This window comes from Phytobacter sp. (assembly GCF_059074235.1).
The window spans coordinates 679,609-702,260 of record NZ_JCACPZ010000008.1 but is presented as its reverse complement, the minus strand read 5'-3'; the positions used below and the strand labels follow the sequence as shown (position 1 = coordinate 702,260).

The window sequence follows — 22,652 nt, the reverse complement described above, 5'->3', positions numbered from 1 at the left end:
TCTTACCAGAGAAAAGGGGCGTTTCAGCGGCATTCGCCGCTGAAAACGAAGAGGCTAATTATTGGGTGGTTAAATTTTGGCATTGCGCTGAAGCGTATTGCGCTGCGCTGAGGGGAACATTATCCAGCGCTTTCTTGATAGTTGAAGAGGATTCGAACTGGCTTACCGCATCGCGTTGCATAATTTCAAAGCTCTTCTGAATATTGCTGGTGATCTCATCGCAGTTCGCCCCCTGATTGAGACCGCCAATCACCACGTTATCCAGGCGCTGACTCATTTCTGCGCCCATCTCCTGACCGGCTTTTACCGGATCGGTCTTGTCATCAGGCATTGATCCGGTCAGCAGTGCTGACTTGTATAACGCTTCACCCAGTGTCACTTTTGCCGCAGCTACTGCCTGCTCGTTGGAAGTGGAGGCCAGTGCGGTACTGGATAGGGTAAGCATAAAAATTGTCGTAATGACGGCCAGTCTCATTTCAGGACTCTTTAGTTTTGACAGGTATTGCCTGACTCAGGCTTCAGGCGGAAAAGGCGGTAGCTGGCGGAAGGTATTAAGCAGACCCTCGGACCAGGCTTTGCGGATGCCCATAAAATAGGTATCGTTTTCGGTAATGCGACGCTGTTCGCCTGAATCAAAGCTATTGGCGCGATAAATCATGACGTCCAGCGGCATCCCCACCGATAAATTACTGCGCAGCGTGGAATCAATCGAGATAAGCGCGCAGCACATAGCCTGCTCCAGGGGGGTATCAAGCGTCAATACCCTGTCGATAATCGGCTTACCGTATTTGCTCTCGCCAATCTGGAAATAGGGGGTGTCCTGGGTGGATTCAATAAAGTTACCTTCCGGATAGATATGGAACAGACGTGGGGGTTCATTGCCGATTTGACCACCAATCAACAAGTTGCAACCAAAAATATTGGTGCTGTTTTGCTGCGCTGCGCTGTCGCGGTGAATCACTTCGCGCACGGTTTCGCCGACCAGCGTGGCGGCATCGTACAGCGTTTCTACCTGCAACAAATTCGGTGTGTGCTGACTCTGAATACGGGTGGTCAGCAGGCTGATGATACTTTGTGTGGTAGCCAGATTTCCTGCTGACTGGATAACCAGCACACGTTCCCCTTCGCGCTGAAAGACGTGGAGCTTTTTGAAGGTGGCGATGTGATCAACTCCCGCATTAGTGCGGGAGTCGGAAGCAAAGACCAGCCCGTCAGAGAGACGCATGGCCACGCAGTAAGTCATTAAAACACCTTAATTAATTGCAGTTCATTGTTGCTGCTGTTGTTGTACCTGATGCTGTCGCTCAAACAGGCTCACCTCAGCTTCTGAGAACATCTCTTCACAACCCCCGCCAAAGCGGCTCCCCCGCACCGGACAGGCGTCGAGATAGTCCATGCCCACTGCCAGACGCAAATGCTGGTTTAACTGGCGGGTATTGTTAGTGATATCGAAACTTTGCCAGCGATCGTTTATCCAGGCCTCTGCCCAGGCATGCATCGCCACATGTTCGGTGTCCCGACTATACACATATCCGCTGACATAGCGTGCGGGAATTTTTAAACTACGGCAGCAGGCAAGAAACACGTGAGTATGATCCTGACAGACTCCTTTGCCTTTAGCAAAAGCCGCTGCTGCGCTGTCATGCACCTGGGTCGCACCCGGCGTGTAGGGCATTTTCAAACGTAATTCGGCCATGAGTGTTGCAAGGCTGCCACTTTCATCATCTTCACGGTAATAACGCTGGGCAAATTCGCGAATTAACACATCTGCATCGGTTAATGGCGTCGTACGCAAAAAGACCAGTGGTGACAACTGCCCACAGGCGTCTTCAATTTCCTCTTCTACATTATCGGCGATCTCTACCACGCCTTGAGCATGAATCACAATTTCCTGATGTGGGCTGTCCAGTGTCAGGACGTGCATTAGATTGCCGTAAGCGTCGGTCGTAGCAACGGCGGATGCAGGAAGAACCAGCGTCCACTCTTTTATTTTTTGGCGGGCAGAGGTTTGCGGAGTGAGACGCAAATACTGGGTGCTGAATTTCACTTCTTCATCGTACTGGTAGTGGGTCAGATGATTAATGGTCAGTTTCATAGCGCCTCCAGATAGGTCTGGCGGATGCTATCTGCCAGCTCGTTAATTTTAGTCAGAAAACGGTTCAACCAGGCCTGAACATCTTCGGCCAGTACATTGTCGAGGGAGCCGAAACGTAGTTCTACGTGCAGCAGATGGGCGAGTCGCAAGGGCACGCGGGCCCGCTCGCTGCCAATCATCTCCAGTTGCTGTACTAAATCCTCCACGCAGGCGTGCAGGGAACGTGGTACGTCATTACGAAACACCAGCAGCTCGGTCACGGTTTCCCGACTCATCGGCTGACGATAAATGCTGTGGTAGGCCTCGCGGGCGCTGACCGCACGGAGCAGCGTGTCGAGGCGGTAATACTCCCGCACTGGATCGGGATCGTTGCTCAACTGCTGGTCTTTGAGCGCCAACAACTGGGCGGTGGCGAAGGCGCGTTCAATCAGCGTACCAATACGGATAAAACATTGGGCATCGTTACGTAACAGGGTACCGAACATGGCTCCGCGAAACAGATGTGCACGCTCTTTGACCCAGTCAAAAAAGGCATCAATGCCAATTTTATCGACACCGGTCTGACGCAGATTGCGAATATCAATGCGTGTGGTGTTGATGCACTCCCACACCTCTGAAGAGAGACTGCCGCGCACGGCATGGGCATTATTCCAGGCCATCTCAATGCAGCTAAAAATACTGCTGGGATTGTTGCTGTCGAGTGCAAAGAAATTGAGCAGATTATTCATGCTGAATCGGGCATAGCGTTCCTGAAACAGCGCATGCCCGAAGGTCAGATTAAGGGGCAGGGATAAATCATGCTGTTGCTGACTATGGCGCGGCATCATCGACAATTTATAGGTCACGTCGAGGACACGGGCAAAACTCTCGGCCCGTTCCAGATAACGGGCCATCCAGTACAGTTCACTGGCTGTGCGACTTAACATTATTCATCCTCCTCCATGACCCAGGTGTCTTTCGTGCCACCCCCTTGTGATGAGTTCACGACCAGCGAACCTTCGGTCAGAGCAACGCGTGTGAGGCCGCCCGGAACCAGTCTTATCTCTTCGCCGAACAGAGCAAACGGCCGCAGATCGATATGCCGTGGAGCCAGGCCTTCTTCCACAAAGGTCGGGCAAGTTGAGAGGGCCAACGTGTTTTGCGCAATGTAGTTACCTGGGTTGGCGAGCAGGCGCTGACGGAAATCCTCAATTTGCGCCTGGCTTGAACGAGGACCTACCAACATGCCGTAACCGCCTGCACCGTGAACCTCTTTCACCACCATCTCGTTGAGATGAGTCAACACATAGCGTAAATCTTCCGGCTTGCGGCACTGCCAGGTCGGGATATTGCCCAGGATAGGTTCTTCTGAGAGATAAAAACGGATCATTTCCGGTACATAAGGGTAGATGGATTTATCATCCGCCACACCGGTGCCGATAGCGTTTGCCAGCACGACACCTCCCGCGCGATAGACGGACAGCAGCCCGGGTACGCCCAGCATGGAGTCTGCACGAAATGCCAGCGGATCGAGGAAGGCATCATCAAGGCGGCGGTAAATCACATCCACCCGACATGGCCCTTCGGTGGTGCGCATGTACACGCCACCTTCTTTCACGAACAGATCGGCGCTTTCAACCAGTTCTACCCCCATCTGTTGGGCAAGGAAGCTATGTTCAAAATAGGCACTGTTAAAGCGGCCTGGCGTCAGCACAACCACGCAAGGGTCGTCTACCCAGGTACTTTCGCGCAGGGTTTGCAGCAGATAACTGGGATATCGCTCGACCGGGGCAATATGCGAGCTGGCGAACAGGTCAGGGTAGAGACGCATCATCATCTTGCGGTTTTCCAGCATGTAAGAGACGCCGGAAGGGGTGCGCAGATTGTCCTCCAGTACGTAGTAGCGACCGTCGCTGTCCCGCACCATATCAATGCCCGTAATATGCGCGTAAATGTTGTTATGCAGATCAACCCCCTGCATACAGGGCTGATATTGCTCATTAGCGAGTACTTGCTCACGTGGGATGATCCCGGCGTTGAGGATGTGCTGCTGGTGATAGATATCATAGAGAAATGCGTTAAGGGCTTTGACTCGCTGGCGGATACCTAGATCAAGCATGCGCCATTCATGAGCCGGGATAATGCGGGGAACGCTGTCAAAAGGGATTAGGCGCTCCGTTCCACCCTCTTCCCCATACACGTTAAACGTAATGCCCACTCTATGAAAAAGCAGTTCGGCCTGTTCTTTCTTCTGGCGGATAGCGTGCTGATCGGTTTTTTGCAGCCAGTGCCACCAGGCGTCATAGTGCTGGCGTTGCGTGCCATCTACGGTGAGCATCTCATCGTAGTAAGGCGCGGTCGGAAGCGTCATTTTTATCATTGTCATCCCCTGCATTCCGTTTGATGAAGATAGAGTCAAAATGCAGAAACCATGCCAGCGCACCAGGGGCCTGGCTTTTCAGGATTTAACCAGCCGACTCGCACCATTTTGAGGAAAAGCATCAGTAAGTACGCACCAACATGGCGTGAAATGGGCTGAAAAGGTGTGGTGAGGGTGCAAGTGTAAAGCGAGCTGCACCAGTAAGCGCTGAGGGCAAAATAAAGCCTTTTTCCCGATCTATATAAAGGTGTAAAATTTATGCATCTTTAAGGGGTGGAATAATGACTGGCAAACGCATTAGCCGCGAAAAACTGACTATTCGTAAAATGATTCTGCTCTACCAGCAACAAAATCCACTGGCGGTAGAAGACGACGCGCATTATCAGGCGTTAAATGATTATGCCGATAAGCGGCTTGATAAGTGTGTGTTTGGCGAAGAAAAACCGGCCTGTAAGCAGTGCCCGGTGCATTGTTATCAATCCGCAAAGCGGGAAGAAATGAAACAGATTATGCGCTGGGCTGGACCGCGTATGCTGTGGCGGCACCCTATTCTGACGATTCGTCATCTGATTGATGATCGTCGTCCTGTTCCTGAATTGCCAGAGAAGTACCGACCAAAAAAATAGAACGCCGTGGTGGGCACGGCGTCTGGCAAACTTATGCGCGGGTAGCGATAAGGATTGAGGAGGCTTTAATCAGAGCAGTGACGCGTTTGCCTACCGTCAGTTGCAGTTCTTCGCAGCTTTCGTTGGTAATCACCGCAACGACTTCAAAACCGGCATCTGTTTTCACATGTACAGTCGCGTTCACCGCACCTTCTTTTACCGCACTCACTGAACCGGCAAATTGATTACGTGCGGAGAATTTCAGACCACAGTCTTCGGTTGCCAGCGTCACCCAGGGGGCTTTAATCAGGGCAATAGCTTCTTTTCCAGGAATCAGGCCCAGCGCCTCTTTGCTGCTGGAAGTGACAATCGCCACCAGCTTCGCGCCGCCGTCCAGGGTTAATTCGATTTCATCATTGACTGCGCCGTGCGCGGTCGCGCTGACTTTACCTACCAGTTGATTACGTGCTGAAACGGCCATGTCGCCTCCAGAATAGTGAGAATAAGCATGTTATCTCAGGTTTGCATCATGCTAACAATAACCACTTTCTTATGGTGGTTATTGTTGCTGCTGCGCGTAAATGCGTTGGCACTATAGCGCACACGCACAGACACGAAATTAACAAATACGGGGTAGAGGCTCGGCGTGAGGGAGATCCAGAATGCGTTTTACACCGTATAAGCCCGCCAGCCGTACCCCTTTGCGTTCAACGACTTCGCCAATGATTGCGGCATCCTGACCGAGCGGGTGTGTCCGCAACTGAGCCAGCACGCGTTCGGCTGACTGGCGTTGTACGGCGATGACCAGTTTTCCCTCATTGGCAAAATTTAGCGCCTCCAGACCCAACAATTCGCAGACGCCACGTACCGCCTGCTTTAGTGGCAGATCCCGTTCGCTAAGTTCAATGCCAAACCCGCAGGAAGCCGCAAATTCGTGAGCCACAGCGTTAACACCTCCACGAGTTGCATCACGCAATGCTTTTACGCCGGGCACATCCCGAAGCGTCTGAATGAGAGGGGTTAACACAGCACAATCACTGGCCAGTTCACCGTCGAGCCCCAGTTGTTCACGCAGGTTCAGAATGGTTGCACCGTGGTCACCCAGGGTGCCGCTCACCAGCAGTACATCGCCGGGTTCAAGCGTGCTCGCTCCCCAGTGAATGTCAGCTGGAATCGCACCCAGTCCGGCAGTATTGATGAAGAGTTTATCCGCAGCCCCACGCTGCACCACTTTGGTGTCGCCGGTGACAATGGCAATGTTTGCACGGCGAGCCGTCTCCGCCATGCTGGAAACGACGGCCTGTAGCGTCTCCATAGGCAGACCTTCTTCAAGAATAAATCCGCAGGAGAGATAACGCGGAACGGCACCGCTCACGGCAATGTCATTCGCTGTACCGCAAACAGAAAGTTTGCCAATGTCTCCGCCGGGGAAAAACAGCGGATCGATGACATAGCTGTCCGTTGAAAAGGCCAGTCGGTCACCGCTGGCGGTGAGGGTGGCGAGATCAATACGTGCCTGATCTTCCTGTTCATTCAGCCATGGGTTGGCAAAGGCTTCCATAAAAAGCTGATTGATCAGTTGCTGCATCGCCTGACCGCCACTACCGTGCGCCAGTTGTACTTCTTTCATACTTCGCACTCCTGAGCACGATATTGATACCAGGCGGCGCAGGCTCCTTCAGAGGAGACCATCAGTGCGCCGAAGGCGGTTTGTGGGTTACACGTGTTGCCAAAAAGGGGGCACTGGTGTGGCTTACACTTGCCGGTGAGCACTTCACCGCAGCGTGCCCGAGGATCGTCACAGGTCTGTTGCGGTGCGGGCTTGAAATGGGCTTCTGCATCAAATCGTTGATAGGGGGCGGTTAAGCGCACACCCGAATCATCAATCATGCCCAGACCGCGCCATTCGCTGTTGCCCTGTACTTCAAAGACATCGGCAATAGCCGCCTGCGCCAGTCGGTTGCCTTCATCCGGCACCACGCGGCGGTACTGGTTTTCAATCTGATGGCGGGCTGCGATTTTTTGCTCCACCAGCATAATTACGCCCTGTAACAGATCCAGTGGCTCGAACCCGGCAACCACTAGCGGGCGATGATGCTCGTCGGCGATAAAACCATAGGCATCGGTACCGATGACCATACTGACATGGCCCGGAGCCAGGAGCGCATCAATGCCATTGTCTGGCTCTTCCAGCAGGCTGCGCAGAGTTGGAATGAGCGTAATATGCTGGCAAAAAAAGAAAAAATTACTCACATCATGCAGCTTTGCCTGTTGTAGCGTAATAGCAGTCGCAGGCATGGTGGTTTCAAAGCCGAGGCCAAAAAAGACCACTTTACGCTGCGGGTTCTGCTGCGCGAGGGTGAGGGCATCGAGCGGCGAATAGACGATACGTACATCCGCCCCCCGGGCTTTCGCCTGCAATAACGAGCCATTTTTTCCCGGCACGCGCATCGCATCTCCGAAGGTACAGAAGATAACGTCCGGGTGGCTGGCAATCTCCACACAGGTATCGATTCGCCCCATAGGTAAGACGCAGACCGGGCAGCCTGGCCCGTGGATAAACTCAATGTTTTCCGGCAGAAGTTGATCGAGCCCGAATTTAAAAATAGCGTGGGTGTGGCCTCCGCAGACTTCCATGACACGCAGCGGCTTTTTCGCGTTATAGCTCAGGAGCCTGGCCCGTTCATTCAGATGGGCAATCAGTTGCATTACCTGCTCAGGGGCACGATATTCATCAACAAAACGCATTATCGCTCCTCACCAAAAAGCAGGGCGCCAACGTCCGGTTCGACATCGTACATGTTCTGCAGGGCGGCCAGCGTATCTCTGGCTTCCTCTTCATTAATGACACTCATGGCGAACCCCACATGCACCAGTACCCACTGCCCAAGGCGCGAGTGCCCTGATTCATCCACACTGCCCACCAATGTTAAATCGACGTCGCGTTGAATTCCGCAGACATCCACTTTTGCCTGATGACCGTCAATGGCGCTAATTTGCCCCGGAACGCCTATGCACATCGTTCTGTCTCCAGCCAGTTAAGCCAGGTGTCCATACCTTCTCCGCGGGTGGCGGAAATCATAATTACCTCGATGTCCGGGTTCACTTCACGGGCATAAGCGAGACATTTGTCGACATCGAACGTGAGGTATGGCAGCAGGTCAATTTTGTTAAGCAACATGAGAGAGGCCGCAGCGAACATATGCGGATATTTCAGCGGTTTGTCTTCTCCTTCAGTGACCGAGAGTACCGCGACCTTATGGCGTTCGCCGAGATCAAAACTGGCCGGGCAGACCAGGTTGCCAACGTTTTCGATAAACAGAATGCCGTTGTCAGCCAGTGGCAGACGCGGTGCGGCATCGGCGATCATTTGTGCGTCTAAATGACAGCCCTTGCCGGTATTGACCTGAATGGCCGGAGTACCGGTCTCACGGATACGAGCCGCATCATTGACGGTCTGCTGATCGCCTTCAATCACTGCACAGGGTACCAGGGCGTTCAGGCGCGTTAAGGTTTCTGTTAACAGCGTGGTTTTGCCCGACCCGGGACTGGAGACCAGGTTCAGCACCAACTGGTGTTTTTGCGCAAAACGCGTACGGTTGCGGGCGGCTATCTGGTTGTTTTTATCAAGGACATTGATTTCCACCTCAAGCATTCGACGTTGGCTCATGCCGGGGGCATGGGTGCCAGCCTCGCCATACCCATAATGTAAATCGCCTTGTTCAAGCGAGGTCGGTTTGAAAGTCTCCGTCCTGATACCCGTAATATTGATGGCAGGGCGACTCGCAGGCGAAAACGGTGCGCTGCGAAACGCGGAATGCGGGTTATGCTCATCCCCTTCAATGTAGAGATTGCCGTCCTGACAACCACAGGTTGTACACATTGCTCACTCCTCAATTTCCAGCCGTTGGATCTGCATGCCGTCATCAGCGACGATCTGCAGGGTGTCGCTGCTGCATATTGGGCAGCGGCGCACCTGCTGGCTCAGTAATGTCACGTATTGCTGGCATGTTTCGCACCAGCACTCCGCCTGTTGTTCTTCGATGTGCAGTGTACATCCCTCGGCGAGGGTGCCGCGGCAGACCAGATCAAAACAAAACGTTAATGCCGCAGGTTCCACACAGGAAAATGCGCCAACTTTGATCCAGACCTCAGTGATTCGTCGGGCAGCATGTTGTGCAGCCTGTTGCTCAATGATTTCCAGCGCCCGCTGGCACAGCGTAATTTCATGCATACTGCCTCCTCATCTATCAGGCGCGTGTTGCAATAACAGTGCCAGGCTTATTCGCATTAATGCGGTGCGGATCAAGGCGTTAACGCATTGTTTTCCGGCAAAATGGCCGCCGTTGAATGTCCTGCGCCTAAGGCCGGTGACGAAAATGACGCCCCTGTCGTCAAAAATGACAGGGTTAACGTCCAACGCGTGCAATGCCACTTAAGAGGCGAGGAGATAACGTGACTGACGTATTGCTTTGTGTGGGTAACAGCATGATGGGTGATGACGGCGCAGGCCCGTTGCTGGCAGAAATGTGTGCGGCAAACCCTCCCGGACGCTGGCAAGTGATTGACGGTGGCAGCGCGCCAGAAACCGAAGTAGTGGCGATTCGCGCAATGCACCCGAACCGATTGCTGGTGGTGGATGCTACGGACATGGGGCTCAACCCCGGTGAGATCCGCATCGTTGACCCGGATGACATCGCTGAGATGTTCCTTATGACCACGCATAATATGCCGCTCAACTATCTTATCGACCAGTTGAAAGAAGATGTAGGGGACGTGATTTTTCTCGGCATTCAGCCCGATATCGTTGGGTTTTATTACCCGATGACGCCGCCAGTAAAAGACGCGGTGGAAACCGTCTATGCACGTCTTGCTGACTGGCAGAACAACGGTGGATTTGAGCGTCTCTGAACGGTTCCCCGGCGAACAGAAACGCCGGGTAAAACGCAGATTGATTCTCTCCATTATTGATTCGCCAGTTCAATAATTAATTGTCCATGAGTGATCGACACTTTGACCGCTGTCCCGGTTGGAAAACCGGCCTGTTGCAGCCAGTCCCCGGTTAAATTGAGCGAAGCGTGACGACTAAAATGCGTGGCGCGCAGTGTCTTAGGATCTTCATGCCGCTTTCTGACATAGCCGACTTTTAAATGGCGCAATGCTTTGGCAATAGCGTGCCCGGACGCAACGTTCTCCCTGACCATATTTCACTCCTTATGTTCATTACTGACAGGAGCCAGAAGAAAGGACCTGCCAATCATTTTTTAGTAGTATTACTGTATATAATTACAGTTATGATTGAAGGGGAAAAATTGAAAAATGGAAGGCAGCTTCAGCAATATCGATGCAACGTCTGTAACAGGAAATATTCGGGAAAATTTACAACGTTAAGAACAAACAGTTTACAGAGGGGAAGTGCGGAAAATGCCCCCTCCAGTGCAAAAGAAAGAAGAGGGCAAATGAACAGGCTAACTAGTCCAAATCGGCACCATTGCTGGCGATAACTTTTTTATACCACCAGAAGGATTTCTTACGTTTACGCTCAAGCGTTCCGTTACCGGCATCATCCCGGTCTACGTAGATAAAGCCGTAGCGTTTGCTCATTTCGCCGGTGGAGGCCGCGACCAGATCGATGCAGCCCCAACTGGTGTAGCCCATCACCGGGATGCCGTCTTCAATGGCATCACCCATTGCGCGGATGTGCTCACGCAAATAGCTGATACGGTAATCGTCTTCGATTTCCCCTTCTGCATTGAACTCGTCTTTCGCGCCCAGACCGTTTTCTACGAGGAACAGCGGCTTCTGGTAACGGTCATACATCATGTTCATGGTGATACGCAGACCCAGCGGGTCAATACCCCAGCCCCACTCGCTCACTTGCACATGCGGGTTACGCAATGATTTGACGATATTGGCAGCCGAGGTATTCAACTGATTCATTTCCGCTGATGCACAGCGTGAGGCGTAATAGCTAAAGGAGACAAAATCGACGGTGTTTTTCAGGATCTCATCGTCGCCGGCTTCTTTGACAATGCTGACACCTTTTTCACGGAACACGCGCGCCGCATAGGCCGGGTAAGTGCCACGGGCCTGCACATCAATAAAGAACAGGTTCTCACGGTCCTTTTCCAGCGCCGTCCACACGTCTTCAGGTTTGCACGAATAAGGGTAGAAATTACCGCCCGCCAGCATGCAACCAACCTGGTTTTGCGGATTTACTTCATGGGCAATTTTGGTCGCCAGCGCGCTGGCAATCAGCTCATGGTGTGCGGCCTGGTATTTCACCTGATCCTGGTTTTCACCCTCTTCAAACACCAGCCCGGCACCCGAGAACGGACTGTGCAGCATGATGTTGATTTCATTGAAGGTCAGCCAGTATTTCACCAGCCCGTCGAATGCTTCAAAACAGGTGCGCGCATAGCGGGTGAAGAACTCCACCATTTTGCGGTTGCGCCAGGAACCGTATTCGGTCACCAGATGCATCGGCACGTCGAAGTGGCACAGCGTGACCAGCGGCTCGATGTTGTACTTTTTGCATTCGGCAAACATATCGCGATAGAAGGCGATACCTTCGGCATTTGGCGTTAATTCGTCACCGTTCGGGTAGAGGCGGCTCCAGGCAATGGAGGTTCGAAACACGCCAAATCCCATCTCCGCCATCAGGGCGATATCTTCTTTGTAGCGATGATAGAAATCAATCGCCTGGTGGCTCGGGTAATATTCATCTTCGCGCAGCGTGAAGCGCTTTTCCTGGCCGAGTTTAACGGGCAGACGATTGACCCCGTGCGGGATCATATCGACGGTCGTTAACCCTTTACCCCCCTCCAGATATGCCCCTTCGGACTGGTTGGCGGCAATGGCACCGCCCCATAAAAATCCTTTCGGAAAGACTGACATGCGTTACCTCGCTCGTATTCAGGCTCGTGCTTCTTGAACTGGGGCAGACGTTTTCGTCTGCGGTTTCTGCGCGACATCTTCAACCGGAATATCTTCGAATCCGAGAAGCAGCGTCAGAACAAAGGAGAGCACCACCGCCAGGGCCATCACACCGAACACCCAGACGATGGTCATCGGGTTTGCCGGGTCAAAGAACTGGACGCTGGTGAAGAGTCCCGGTGCAGCCATTGAGTGGCTGGCAAGTCCGGCGATACCGGCTATTGCACCGCAGATAAAGCCGCTTATCAGGCTCGCAATCAGCGGGCGTTTCAGTCTTACCGCCACACCGTACAGTGCCGGCTCTGAGATGCCAGCAAGGATAGCAGACGCGGCGGCGGCCAGTGCCGTCTGACGCAGTTCCGGGTTTTTGGTTTTCCAGGCGACTGCCAGAGAAGAGCCGCCCAGCGACAGGTTCGCGCCGATTTCAGATGGCATCACCATACCTTCTTTGCCTGTTTCGGCGATGGTCTGGATGATGGTTGGCGTAAACACACGGTGCATCCCGGTCATGACCAGCAGCGGCCACAACGCACCCATGATGGCGACGGATAACCAGCCCAGATAGCCGTGAATGGTGTAGACCAGAGAGGAAATCCCGCTACCGATCCAGATGCCCAGTGGCCCAATCAGCACGATGGCCAGCGGTGCGGCAATCAGCACAATCAGCATTGGTTTGAGGAAGTTTTTGGTCACTGCCGGAGTGATGATATCCACCCAACGTTCGATATATGACAGGCACCAGGTCATCACCAGCGCCGGGATCACGGTGTAGGTGTATTTCACCGCCGTCACCGGCACCAGCGCGAATTCCACATGCTCGCCCTGAGCCGCTTTTGCCATCAGGTCGATAAAGCTTGGGTGCACCAGCACACCGGCAATGGCAATCGCCAGCGACATATTGGTTTTGAATTTCACGGCCGCAGAAGCGGCTACCATCAGCGGCAGGAAGAAGAAGGCCCCGTCGCCGATAACTGTCAGAATAGTCAGTGTTGACGAGCCTTTTGGCAGTGCGCCGGACATCTCCAGCACCATCGCCAGCAATTTCACCATCGAGCCACCGATGATCGCCGGGATCAGCGGTGACATGGTGCCGATCAGTGCATCAAGGATCCCTGCGCCAATGCGTTTGAGCGTCAGCTTTTGCTTGCCTGCGGGCTGAGCGGGCTGCATATCGTTTGGCAGCAAAGCAACCACTTCACGAAATGCATGGGACACCGCATTGCCGATGATCACCTGGCACTGGTTTTCGTTACGCACGACGCCCATGACGCCGCTGATGCTCTTCAGCTCTGGACTATCAATTTTGGTTTCATCTTTCACCACGAAGCGCAGGCGCGTCATGCAATGGGTGACGGCAGCTACGTTTTCCACACCGCCCAGCGCACTGACAACTGCATTGGCCAGCGCCGCATAATTCTTCGACATCGGGTTATATCCTGTTTTATCAATGAGGTATGGTTTCAGAAAGCCGTTCTGCAACCGCATCTGAAACACTAAATAGGAAACCGGTTCCACAAAATCATGATGAGTTTTATATAGGTAAACAAGATCACATTTTGATCTTATTTTCATTTTGTGATGATGATCGCCAATTATTTTTGGTCGCCCCTTTTCGCGTTACGACATTCGAATCAGGGTGAAGTACACTGCAAAGCATCGAAATCAGACGGATAAGCTACATGACCACAATGTTTGAGGTGGCGAAGCGGGCAGGGGTGTCGAAGGCAACGGTATCGCGCGTGCTGTCGGGCAACGGCTATGTTAGCCAGGAGACTAAAGACAGAGTGTTCGAGGCCATTGAAGAGAGTGGCTATCGCCCAAATCTGTTGGCGCGTAACCTGGCGACCAAAAAGACGCAAACCCTTGGACTGGTGGTTACCAACACGCTGTACCACGGTGTTTACTTCAGCGAATTACTTTTTCACGCTGCACGTATGACGGAAGCTCAGGGTCGGCAGCTGATTCTGGCGGACGGGAAACATAGTGCGGAAGAAGAACGTGATGCCATTCAATATTTGCTCGACTTAAAATGTGACGCGATCATTATTTATCCACGCTTTTTAAGTGTTGAAGAAATGGACGCGATCGTTAAAAAACATTCGCAACCAATAATGGTGCTTAATCGTCGTTTGCATAATAACAGCAGTCATTGTGTCTGGTGCGATCAAAAAGCCTCCAGCTTTAATGCAGTGACAAAATTAATTGAGATGGGACACCGGGATATCGCTTTTATTACCGGCTCGCTCGATTCTCCAACTGGGATCGAACGCCTCTCTGGCTATAAAGATGCACTGATACAGAAAAAAATATCCCTACGCAACGAATTGATTATTGAAGGAAAATGGACGCCACAAAGCGGTGCGATGGGCGTGGAAACGCTGCTGGCACGCGGTGAACATTTTACCGCACTGGTCGCCAGTAATGACGACATGGCCATTGGTGCGATTAAAAAATTACATGACAGAGGCATTCCGGTGCCTGAAAACGTTTCCGTCATTGGCTTCGATGATATTGCTATTGCACCTTATGTTTTACCTGCTTTGTCGAGCGTCAAAATACCGGTAACGGAAATGATTCAGGAAACTATCGAGCGTTTGGTCTTTATGCTGGATGGAGGCGACTTCAAATTCAGACCACCTTTTATGGGCGAGTTAATGTTGCGTGATTCACTCATTTCTTTTCCCCGTTAATTATTCTCGTCAGCTGTCATCGTCACTTCTGTCGATGACAGCGTGCTGAAGCACCTCTCAGAAATAATAGCCTTAAATTACAATGCACTACATTCTGGCATGGAATATGTATATCCCGGCGTGATGAAACTCATTGCTGGAGAAGACGATGAACCGTTTTATTATGGCGGATGCCAGTAAATGTATTGGTTGCCGTACCTGTGAAGTGGCCTGCGCGGTCTCTCATCAGGCAGAGCAGGATTGTGCAGCCCTTACTCCTCAAACCTTTCTACCCCGTATTCATGTCATCAGGGGCATCAACGTATCGACGGCCACAATGTGCCGTCAGTGTGAAGATGCGCCTTGCGCGAACGTCTGCCCGAATGGTGCCATCAGCCGTGACAAAGGTTTTGTGCATGTGATGCAGGAACGCTGCATTGGCTGCAAAACCTGCGTGGTGGCCTGTCCTTATGGCGCGATGGAGGTGGTGACTCGCCCTGTTGTACGCGATAACGGCATTGGCCTCCCTATGTCTGGGCAAAAGGCCGAAGCCAACAAATGCGATTTGTGTTATCAACGCGAAGCCGGCCCTGCCTGTATGGAAGTCTGTCCGACAAATGCGTTGCTCTGCGTCGACCGCAATGTACTGGAAACAATGACCGCTGAGAAACGCCGTCGTACTGCCCTTGAAGGTGCAGTTGCCCTGGTGTTCTAGAAAAATCCTCGTCATTCTTCAAGTTGCATATGTACGGGCTATGTTCGCTCACCCGAATGACTTACTTGAGTAAGCTCATCGGGATTTGCTCACTTGCCACCTTCCTGCAACTCGAATTATTTAGGGGAAAACTTTCACTTTTAACAGGTCTGTTACTGATGAAAAAAATTACGAGCGTATGTCCCTATTGCGGCGCGGGCTGCAAACTGAAACTGGTGGTGGATAATGGCAAGATTATTCGCGCTGAAGCCGCCGACGGAAAAACCAACCAGAATGAACTGTGCCTGAAAGGCTATTACGGTTGGGATTTTCTCAATGACACTAAATTGCTGACCCCGCGTCTGACACAACCCATGATTCGCTACGAACGTGGCGGAAAACTGACCCCGGTCACCTGGGATGAAGCTATTCGCTACACCGCAAAACGGCTGGGTGATATCAAAGCCAAATACGGCCCCCGTTCCATTATGACCACTGGCTCATCGCGGGGTACCGGTAATGAAACCAACTTCGTGATGCAAAAATTTGCCCGTGGCGTTCTGCACACCAACAACGTGGATTGCTGTGCTCGCGTCTGTCACGGCCCGTCGGTTGCCGGTTTACAGCAAACCCTCGGTAACGGGGCGATGAGTAATTCCATCGGCGATATAGAAAACTCCAGCTGCCTGCTCGTCTTTGGTTACAACTGCGCCGACTCGCACCCGATTGTGGCCAGACGGGTTATCAAGGCAAAACAAAACGGGGCAAAGATCATCGTCTGCGATCCCCGCCGTATTGAAACGGCACGTATTGCTGACCAGCATCTTCAGCTTAAAAACGGCTGCAATATGGCGCTCATTAATGCGTTTGGTCATGTGTTGCTTGAAGAGAAACTCTATGATCAACGTTATGTCGCCAGCTTTACCACTGGCCTCGATGCTTACCGTGAGATTGTTAAGGACTACGCCCCTGAAGATGTTGAGCACCTGACCGGGGTACCTGCGAAGCAGGTGCGTGAAGCGATGCGGACTTTTGCTGCTGCACCAACCGCCACCATTATGTGGGGCATGGGTGTGACCCAGTTCGGGCAGGCGGTGGATGTGGTGAAAGGGCTTTCCAGCCTGGCGCTGCTGACCGGGAATCTGGGGCGTGAAAACGTGGGCGTCGGGCCGGTTCGCGGGCAAAACAACGTGCAGGGTGCCTGTGATATGGGCGTCATTCCCAACCAGTTCCCTGGCTACCAGGATGTGGTCGACCCGGCGGTACGGGAAAAATTCGCTAAAGCCTGGGGCATTGATCCTGCGGTGATGGACGACAAAGTGGGTGTGCGCATTACCGAGGTGCCACACCTGGCACTGGAAGGGAAAGTGAAAGCCTATTACATCATGGGCGAAGATCCGTTGCAGACGGAGGCTGACCTGAGTCTGGTGCGTAAAGGCTTTGAGGCGCTGGATTTTGTGGTCGTGCAGGACATCTTTATGACCAAAACCGCCGAGCAGGCTGATGTGCTGCTACCTGCCACCTCATGGGGCGAGCACGGTGGTGTCTTTACCTGCGCGGATCGCGGCTTTCAGCGTTTTGAGAAAGCCATTGAACCAATGTACGACGTCAAGCGCGACTGGGAAATTATCAGCCTGATCGCTACCGAGATGGGCTACCCGATGCACTACGACAACAATCAGCAAATCTGGGATGAGCTGCGTGAGTTGTGCCCGCTGTTCTACGGGGTAACGTACGAAAAAATGGGGGACATGGGACATGTGCAGTGGCCGTGTCCGACGCTGGATCACCCCGGCACACGTTATCTCTACAAAGACAACAAGTTCGACACTCCCGACGGCAAAGGGCTTCTTTTTGCTGCTCCCTGGCGTGCACCTGCCGAAGTGCCGGATGATGAATTCCCGCTGGTGTTAAGCACCGTGCGTGAAGTGGGTCACTACTCCTGTCGCTCCATGACCGGCAACTGCGCGGCACTGCAAACTCTGGCCGACGAGCCGGGCTTTATGCAGATTAATCCACGCGATGCTGCTGCACTCGGTATTCAGGATCGGCAACTGGTGTGGGTGGAGTCGCGTCGTGGCAAAGTGATCACTCGTGCGGACGTCAACGAGCGCACTAACGTCGGTTGTGTTTACATGACTTATCAGTGGTGGATTGGGGCCTGTAATGAGTTGACGCAGGATAACCTTGACCCCATTTCGAAAACGCCGGAAACCAAGTATTGCGCGGTGCGGGTGAGTGCGATCAACGATCAGCCGTGGGCGGAAGAGTACACTCAGACCACCTATCAGCAGATGAAGACGCGCTTGCGTAATGCAGTGCTGCAATAACTCTATGGCATCAAAAAACGGCGTGTGTATTCGCGTTTATGGAAAAGTGCAGGGGGTGGGCTTCCGCCCCTTTGTCTGGCAACTGGCACAGCAGCTCAATCTCAAAGGCGATGTTTGCAATGATGCGCAAGGGGTTGAGGTGCGTTTGCTGGGTGACGAACACCGTTTTCTCTCTTTGTTATACGCGCAGTGCCCGCCACTGGCGCGTATCGACCGTACCCAGGTCACGACGTACCCGTGGATAGAATTGCCCGATAGCTTCACCATTCGCCACAGTACGGGTGGCAGCATGAACACCCAGATTGTGCCGGATGCAGCGACCTGCCCGGCCTGTCTGGCCGAAATGAACAATCCGGCTGAACGCCGCTATCGTTATCCATTTATCAACTGCACCCACTGTGGCCCACGTTTTACCATTATTCGCGCCATGCCGTATGACCGGCCCTTTACGGCGATGGCCTCTTTTCCGCTGTGTCCGGCTTGTGAAACGGAGTATCGCAATCCCGCAGACAGACGTTTTCACGCTCAACCCGTTGCCTGCCCGGAATGTGGCCCACAGCTTGAGTGGCGAGGTCAGGATCAAACGTTCAGCCGGGAAGCCGCATTGCAGGCTGCCATAGCACTTTTAGACGCTGGTGGGGTGGTGGCGGTCAAAGGTCTTGGCGGGTTTCATCTGGTGTGTGATGCGCAAAACCCTGACGCTGTGACGCGGCTGCGTGAGCGCAAGCACCGCCCGGCCAAACCGCTGGCGGTGATGCTGCCGTCACCGGCTGGCCTGAGCGATGAGGCGCAGCGCCTGCTGGCTTCTCCTGCTGCCCCTATTGTGCTGGTGGCAAAAAAGAGATTGCCTGAACTCTGCGCCCTGATTGCCCCAGGGCTCGATGAAGTGGGGGTGATGCTGCCCGCTAATCCGTTACAACATCTGTTGGCTCAGGACCTGCACCGCCCGCTGGTGATGACATCGGGCAATCTTAGCGGCAGGCCGCCTGCGTTGACCAATCAGCAGGCACTGGATGACCTTGCGGATATTGCCGACGGTTTTTTGCTGCATAACCGCGATATCGTGCAGCGACTGGACGATTCCGTGATGCGGGAAAGCGGCGAAATGCTGCGCCGTTCACGGGGCTTCGTACCGGACGCTCTTCCGCTGCCTCCTGGCTTTCACGCGGTTCCACCTCTGCTTTGCCTTGGGGCAGACATGAAAAACACCTTCTGTCTGGTGCGCGGTGAGCAGGCGGTGCTGAGCCAGCATCTTGGCGATTTAAGCGATGATGGCATTCAGACGCAGTGGCAGGAGGCGTTACGCCTGCTTCAGGCTATATACGATTTTTCCCCGCACAAGGTGATAACCGACGCCCACCCAGGCTATGTTTCCGCTCAGTGGGCTGGTGGGATGGGGTTCCCGATGGAGAGCGTACTTCATCACCATGCCCATATTGCCGCATGCCTGGCTGAACACGGCTGGCCGCTTGAGGGGGGGGATGTGATTGCCCTCGCGCTTGACGGCATCGGTATGGGTGAGAAGGGCGCACTGTGGGGGGGAGAATGTCTGCGCGTGAACTACCGGGAAGTGGAGCATTTGGGCGGGCTACCTGCGGTGGCGCTACCGGGTGGCGACCTGGCAGCCAAACAGCCGTGGCGCAATTTGCTGGCTCAGATGCTGGCGTTTGTGCCTGACTGGCAACACTACTCTGAAACTGACGCTATTCAACGCCAGAACTGGCCGCTGCTGGCGCGCGCCGTTGAACGTAACCTGAATGCGCCACTGGCCTCTTCCGCAGGGCGATTGTTTGATGCGGTCGCTTGTGCACTGGGGTGTGCACCTGAACAACTGAGCTATGAAGGGGAAGCGGCATGTCAGCTCGAAGCGCTGGCACAGCGCTGCGCTGGCGTGGCTCATCCGGTGACAATCCCGCTGACCAACAATACGCTGGATGTAGCCACCTTCTGGTCGCAATGGCTCGGCTGGCAGGCAGAACCAGAAGCACGGGCGTGGGCGTTTCATGATGCCCTGGCTCTGGGGTTTGCCAGCCTTGCCCGTAGAGAAGCGCAGGCAAGACACATTACTACTCTGGCATTCGGCGGCGGCGTGTTGCATAACCGCCTGCTGAAATCCCGCCTGGCGTTTTACCTGGCGGATTTCACGCTGCTGTTCCCTGAGAGGCTTCCCGCAGGCGATGGGGCCATCGCCCTGGGGCAGGGGGTTATTGCTGCGGCACGGGTGTCGCCAGCGCTTTAAGCAGTGCGAAGGCGGTTTTCATGTGATCTTCGCTGACCACAAACGCCCGCAGGATCTGCTGCTCATCCACCCCTTTTGCCACCATGCCCTGGGCATCGGTGGTGATGTGCCAGTTCAGGTCATGTCGCGCACTTTCACCAGCAAGATGCAGCGGCAGGGCGGGCGTTTTCACTTTCACCAGCATTGCTGGCAGATTGAGCGGCGAATTAACCCCGAGCAGTTGCTTCGCGAGGAACATGGCACAAAGCTGGATGGGCTGCAGGAACGGCATCAACTGACCGTTGATCTCCGCGCAATCACCCAGTGCGTATATGCCAGGCTGACTGGTTTGCAGTGTGCTGTCCACGACCACGCCCCGGTTAACCTTGACCCCCGCTTCGCACGCCAGTGCGGTTTCCGGCACCAGGCCGGTAGCGGCGACCACGGCATCGACGTTCAGTGCAAGGCCATCCTCAAAGCTTGCCGTAATGCCCGATGGGGTTTTGCTTAACTCATCGAGACGGGTGTTGAGCAGCACACGAACGCCCATTTTAGAAAGGCAGTGCTGTAAGCGGCTGCTCACTTCCGGCGGCATCAGCGACGAGAGAATACTCGCCGCGTTATCGACCAGAATGACCTGTTTACCCGCCCGGCGAAAATCCATCGCCAGTTCAGTCCCGATCAACCCGCCGCCGACAATCAGCACCCGGTTTGCATCCCGAAGTTGGGTTTCGCAGGCCTGATACTCCTGCTGACTGTTGAGGGTAAACATCATTTCACTGCCTGCGACCGGGGGCACAAATGCTCGTGCCCCGGTGGCCAATACCAGCTTGTCGTACTGCCAGCTGTTGTCGGCGCTTTTCGCCACTTTCGCCTGCACGTCCATTGACGTGATGCGGGTGTGCGGGAAGAGGCGCAGATTGAACTGCTCGGCAAACTCCCCCGCCGACTGGCGGGTGAGGTGGCTTGCCATTTGACCGAGACTCAGCACATGGCTCAGATCCGGCTTGTTGTATTCGTCCATGCTGTCGCTGGCGATAAGCGTCAGGGGGACGGTGGCATCCTGTTTACGGATATTTTTTACCAGTTGTCGGGCCGCAAAGCCCGACCCGATAATCACAATGCCTGCGTTCATACGGCCTCCGTTGCCAGGGCGTCGAAAACGTCTTTACCGAGAGAACATTCCGGGCACAGGAAGTTGTCCGGGACCTCACTCCACGGGGTGCCAGGTGCCACATCCTGCATTGGTTCACCGGTAGCCGGGTCATAAATCCACTGGCAGACGCTGCACTGCATGCAAGGACCGAGGTCAGCGGCGGCTTTGGCGGCACAGGTACACGCAGATTCCTCAACTGGCGCGGTTTTTACCGGGCTCGGCAACGGAGCGAGCGCCCACTGACGGGCAATTTCGCGACCGTGCTCGCGGCAGACTTCCAGTGCATCAAAATCCGGGCGCCATTTGGCTTTCAGGCTCAGGGACATCTCAAAGCCGGCATCCTGCAGACGAGTGGACAGGCGGTCTACAGCACCGCCGCTCCAGCCGTGAGAACCAAAGGCGCTGGCGCGTTTATTACGAAAACGCAGACCGGTCATCTCTTCTACCAGCCCGGCGATTTTCGGCATCATCACGTTGTTCATGGTGGAAGTGCCGACCAGCACGCCTTTAGAGCGGAAGACGTTGGTCAGGATGTCGTTTTTGTCGCTACGCGCCACGTTGAAGATTTTCACCGCCACGTTCGGGTCAACTTCATTGATGCCCTGGGCAATCGCATCCGCCATCATGCGGGTGTTGTTGGACATGGTGTCGTAGAAAATGGTGATGCGGTCTTCCTGGTAATCCGCCGCCCATTTCAGGTACAGCTCAACAATCTGAGTTGGGTTTTCACGCCACACCACGCCGTGAGAGGTGGCAATCATGTCTACCGGCAGGTTGAAGCCGAGGATTTCGGTGATTTTTGGCGTCACCAGGCGGCTGAACGGGGTCAGGATGTTGGCGTAGTAACGCTGGCACTGCTCGAACAGTTCAGTCTGATCCACTTCATCATTAAACAGGCGTTCGTCGCAGTAGTGCTGACCGAAGGCGTCATTACTGAACAGCACCGCGTCGCCGGTCATGTAGGTCATCATGCTGTCTGGCCAGTGCAGCATTGGGGTTTCAACAAAGATCAGCTGCTTGCCGTTGCCGATATCCAGTGAATCACCGGTTTTCACGGTATGGAAGTTCCACTCCGGATGATGGTGATGGCCGTTAATGGAGTCGATGGCATTGGTGGTGCAGTAGATCGGGGTATTCGGGATGTAAGACATCAGCTCGGTTAAGGCGCCCGCGTGATCTTCTTCCGCATGGTTAATAATGATGTAGTCGATGCTGTTCAGATCGATCTCAGCGCGCAGGTTCTGCACGAACTCACGGCTGAATTTATGATCGACGGTGTCGATGAGGACGTTTTTCCCTTCACGGATCAAATAACTGTTGTAGCTGCTGCCGCGCAGCGTCTTGTACTCGGTGCCATGAAAGTCGCGTACTTCCCAGTCACGTTGGCCAACCCAGTGAATGTTATTTTTTACATGAATAGTCATTTTGATTACCTGTTCGGAATGAAATAAGTTGTCTTAGCTATATCAAGATGCGTGCCAGTTTTTATCTTGTTGATATTTATTGTTTTTATTTTTCATAACCCGACAGAGGTAGTCATAATGACTATTTATTTTATGGTCAATATGACACTATGCATTGTCAAATTGA

At 53.7% G+C, this 22,652-nt stretch carries 22 protein-coding genes; 6 read left to right on the top strand and 16 right to left on the bottom strand.

The genetic code is table 11. The annotated features are described in order from the left end of the window. Positions 1–58 precede the first annotated feature (58 nt). Genes AC5JPW_RS21195 through AC5JPW_RS21175 form a run of 5 tightly spaced genes read right to left on the bottom strand, consistent with a single transcriptional unit; the run spans position 59 to position 4,454 of the window. Positions 59–475: a hypothetical protein gene (locus AC5JPW_RS21195; protein ID WP_494243051.1), complete on the bottom strand. Its 417-nt coding sequence runs from the start codon at positions 473–475 to the stop codon at positions 59–61. A 36-nt stretch (positions 476–511) separates the two neighbouring features. Further along, positions 512–1,243, bottom strand: a complete 732-nt coding sequence (locus AC5JPW_RS21190; RefSeq protein ID WP_494243050.1) for a proteasome-type protease — start codon at positions 1,241–1,243, stop codon at positions 512–514. Positions 1,244–1,267: 24 nt separating this feature from the next. Further along, positions 1,268–2,095, bottom strand: coding sequence for a transglutaminase family protein (locus AC5JPW_RS21185; protein WP_494243049.1), 828 nt, complete (start codon positions 2,093–2,095; stop codon positions 1,268–1,270). Then, positions 2,092–3,021, bottom strand: coding sequence for an alpha-E domain-containing protein (locus tag AC5JPW_RS21180; protein ID WP_494243048.1), 930 nt, complete (start codon positions 3,019–3,021; stop codon positions 2,092–2,094). Before AC5JPW_RS21180 ends, AC5JPW_RS21185 begins: the two co-directional genes overlap by 4 nt. Further along, a complete protein-coding gene (locus tag AC5JPW_RS21175) occupies positions 3,021–4,454 on the bottom strand; it encodes a circularly permuted type 2 ATP-grasp protein (RefSeq protein ID WP_494243047.1) in 1,434 nt (477 codons plus the stop codon). The genes AC5JPW_RS21180 and AC5JPW_RS21175 overlap by 1 nt, the downstream gene beginning before the upstream one ends. 281 nt (positions 4,455–4,735) lie before the next feature. Here AC5JPW_RS21175 and AC5JPW_RS21170 point away from each other — a divergent pair, with 281 nt between their 5' ends. Continuing rightward, positions 4,736–5,080 (top strand): nitrous oxide-stimulated promoter family protein, encoded by a 345-nt coding sequence (locus tag AC5JPW_RS21170; RefSeq protein ID WP_494243046.1) that lies wholly within the window; start codon positions 4,736–4,738, stop codon positions 5,078–5,080. A gap of 31 nt (positions 5,081–5,111) precedes the next feature. On the opposite strand, the gene AC5JPW_RS21165 is transcribed toward AC5JPW_RS21170, so the two are convergent. The 6 genes from AC5JPW_RS21165 to hypA all read right to left on the bottom strand — a co-directional run bounded on the left by AC5JPW_RS21165 (position 5,112) and on the right by hypA (position 9,293). Beyond that, positions 5,112–5,540: a TOBE domain-containing protein gene (locus AC5JPW_RS21165; protein WP_494243045.1), complete on the bottom strand. Its 429-nt coding sequence runs from the start codon at positions 5,538–5,540 to the stop codon at positions 5,112–5,114. A gap of 138 nt (positions 5,541–5,678) precedes the next feature. Further along, complete coding sequence (gene hypE / locus AC5JPW_RS21160; protein ID WP_494243044.1) at positions 5,679–6,689, bottom strand: hydrogenase expression/formation protein HypE; 1,011 nt, start codon at positions 6,687–6,689, stop codon at positions 5,679–5,681. Further along, positions 6,686–7,807, bottom strand: coding sequence for a hydrogenase formation protein HypD (gene hypD, locus AC5JPW_RS21155; protein ID WP_494243043.1), 1,122 nt, complete (start codon positions 7,805–7,807; stop codon positions 6,686–6,688). Before hypD ends, hypE begins: the two co-directional genes overlap by 4 nt. Beyond that, positions 7,807–8,079 (bottom strand): HypC/HybG/HupF family hydrogenase formation chaperone, encoded by a 273-nt coding sequence (locus AC5JPW_RS21150; RefSeq protein WP_494243042.1) that lies wholly within the window; start codon positions 8,077–8,079, stop codon positions 7,807–7,809. The genes hypD and AC5JPW_RS21150 overlap by 1 nt, the downstream gene beginning before the upstream one ends. Beyond that, the gene (hypB, locus tag AC5JPW_RS21145) at positions 8,070–8,942 is read right to left on the bottom strand and encodes a hydrogenase nickel incorporation protein HypB (RefSeq protein WP_494243041.1); all 873 of its coding nucleotides are present in this window, start codon (positions 8,940–8,942) and stop codon (positions 8,070–8,072) included. The genes AC5JPW_RS21150 and hypB overlap by 10 nt, the downstream gene beginning before the upstream one ends. 3 nt (positions 8,943–8,945) lie before the next feature. Beyond that, positions 8,946–9,293, bottom strand: coding sequence for a hydrogenase maturation nickel metallochaperone HypA (gene hypA / locus AC5JPW_RS21140; RefSeq protein WP_494243040.1), 348 nt, complete (start codon positions 9,291–9,293; stop codon positions 8,946–8,948). Positions 9,294–9,514: 221 nt separating this feature from the next. Here hypA and hycI point away from each other — a divergent pair, with 221 nt between their 5' ends. Further along, positions 9,515–9,970: a hydrogenase maturation peptidase HycI gene (gene hycI, locus AC5JPW_RS21135; protein WP_494243039.1), complete on the top strand. Its 456-nt coding sequence runs from the start codon at positions 9,515–9,517 to the stop codon at positions 9,968–9,970. A gap of 53 nt (positions 9,971–10,023) precedes the next feature. Here hycI and AC5JPW_RS21130 read toward each other — a convergent pair whose 3' ends face one another. The 3 genes from AC5JPW_RS21130 to ascF all read right to left on the bottom strand — a co-directional run bounded on the left by AC5JPW_RS21130 (position 10,024) and on the right by ascF (position 13,420). Further along, complete coding sequence (locus AC5JPW_RS21130) at positions 10,024–10,263, bottom strand: SymE family type I addiction module toxin (RefSeq protein WP_494243038.1); 240 nt, start codon at positions 10,261–10,263, stop codon at positions 10,024–10,026. 268 nt (positions 10,264–10,531) lie between these two features. Next, a complete protein-coding gene (locus AC5JPW_RS21125) occupies positions 10,532–11,956 on the bottom strand; it encodes a 6-phospho-beta-glucosidase (protein WP_494243037.1) in 1,425 nt (474 codons plus the stop codon). An 18-nt stretch (positions 11,957–11,974) separates the two neighbouring features. Beyond that, complete coding sequence (ascF, locus tag AC5JPW_RS21120; RefSeq protein WP_494243036.1) at positions 11,975–13,420, bottom strand: PTS cellobiose/arbutin/salicin transporter subunit IIBC; 1,446 nt, start codon at positions 13,418–13,420, stop codon at positions 11,975–11,977. 254 nt (positions 13,421–13,674) lie between these two features. Here ascF and AC5JPW_RS21115 point away from each other — a divergent pair, with 254 nt between their 5' ends. The 4 genes from AC5JPW_RS21115 (at position 13,675) to hypF (ending at position 19,927) form a co-directional block, all read left to right on the top strand. Next, positions 13,675–14,685 (top strand): LacI family DNA-binding transcriptional regulator, encoded by a 1,011-nt coding sequence (locus AC5JPW_RS21115; protein ID WP_494243035.1) that lies wholly within the window; start codon positions 13,675–13,677, stop codon positions 14,683–14,685. 148 nt (positions 14,686–14,833) lie between these two features. After that, on the top strand, positions 14,834–15,379 hold the full coding sequence (gene hydN / locus AC5JPW_RS21110; RefSeq protein ID WP_494243034.1) for an electron transport protein HydN: 546 nt from the start codon (positions 14,834–14,836) through the stop codon (positions 15,377–15,379). Between the two features lie 158 nt (positions 15,380–15,537). Further along, positions 15,538–17,688: a formate dehydrogenase subunit alpha gene (gene fdhF / locus AC5JPW_RS21105; RefSeq protein ID WP_494243033.1), complete on the top strand. Its 2,151-nt coding sequence runs from the start codon at positions 15,538–15,540 to the stop codon at positions 17,686–17,688. A gap of 4 nt (positions 17,689–17,692) precedes the next feature. Beyond that, entirely contained in the window at positions 17,693–19,927 is a 2,235-nt protein-coding gene (hypF, locus tag AC5JPW_RS21100; RefSeq protein ID WP_494243032.1) for a carbamoyltransferase HypF, read from the top strand. Here the strand turns inward: hypF and norW are convergent. Both norW and norV read right to left on the bottom strand, forming a co-directional pair. After that, entirely contained in the window at positions 19,893–21,041 is a 1,149-nt protein-coding gene (gene norW, locus AC5JPW_RS21095; protein WP_494243031.1) for an NADH:flavorubredoxin reductase NorW, read from the bottom strand. The genes hypF and norW overlap by 35 nt on opposite strands. Continuing rightward, entirely contained in the window at positions 21,038–22,486 is a 1,449-nt protein-coding gene (norV, locus tag AC5JPW_RS21090; RefSeq protein WP_494243030.1) for an anaerobic nitric oxide reductase flavorubredoxin, read from the bottom strand. Before norV ends, norW begins: the two co-directional genes overlap by 4 nt. Positions 22,487–22,652 lie beyond the last annotated feature (166 nt).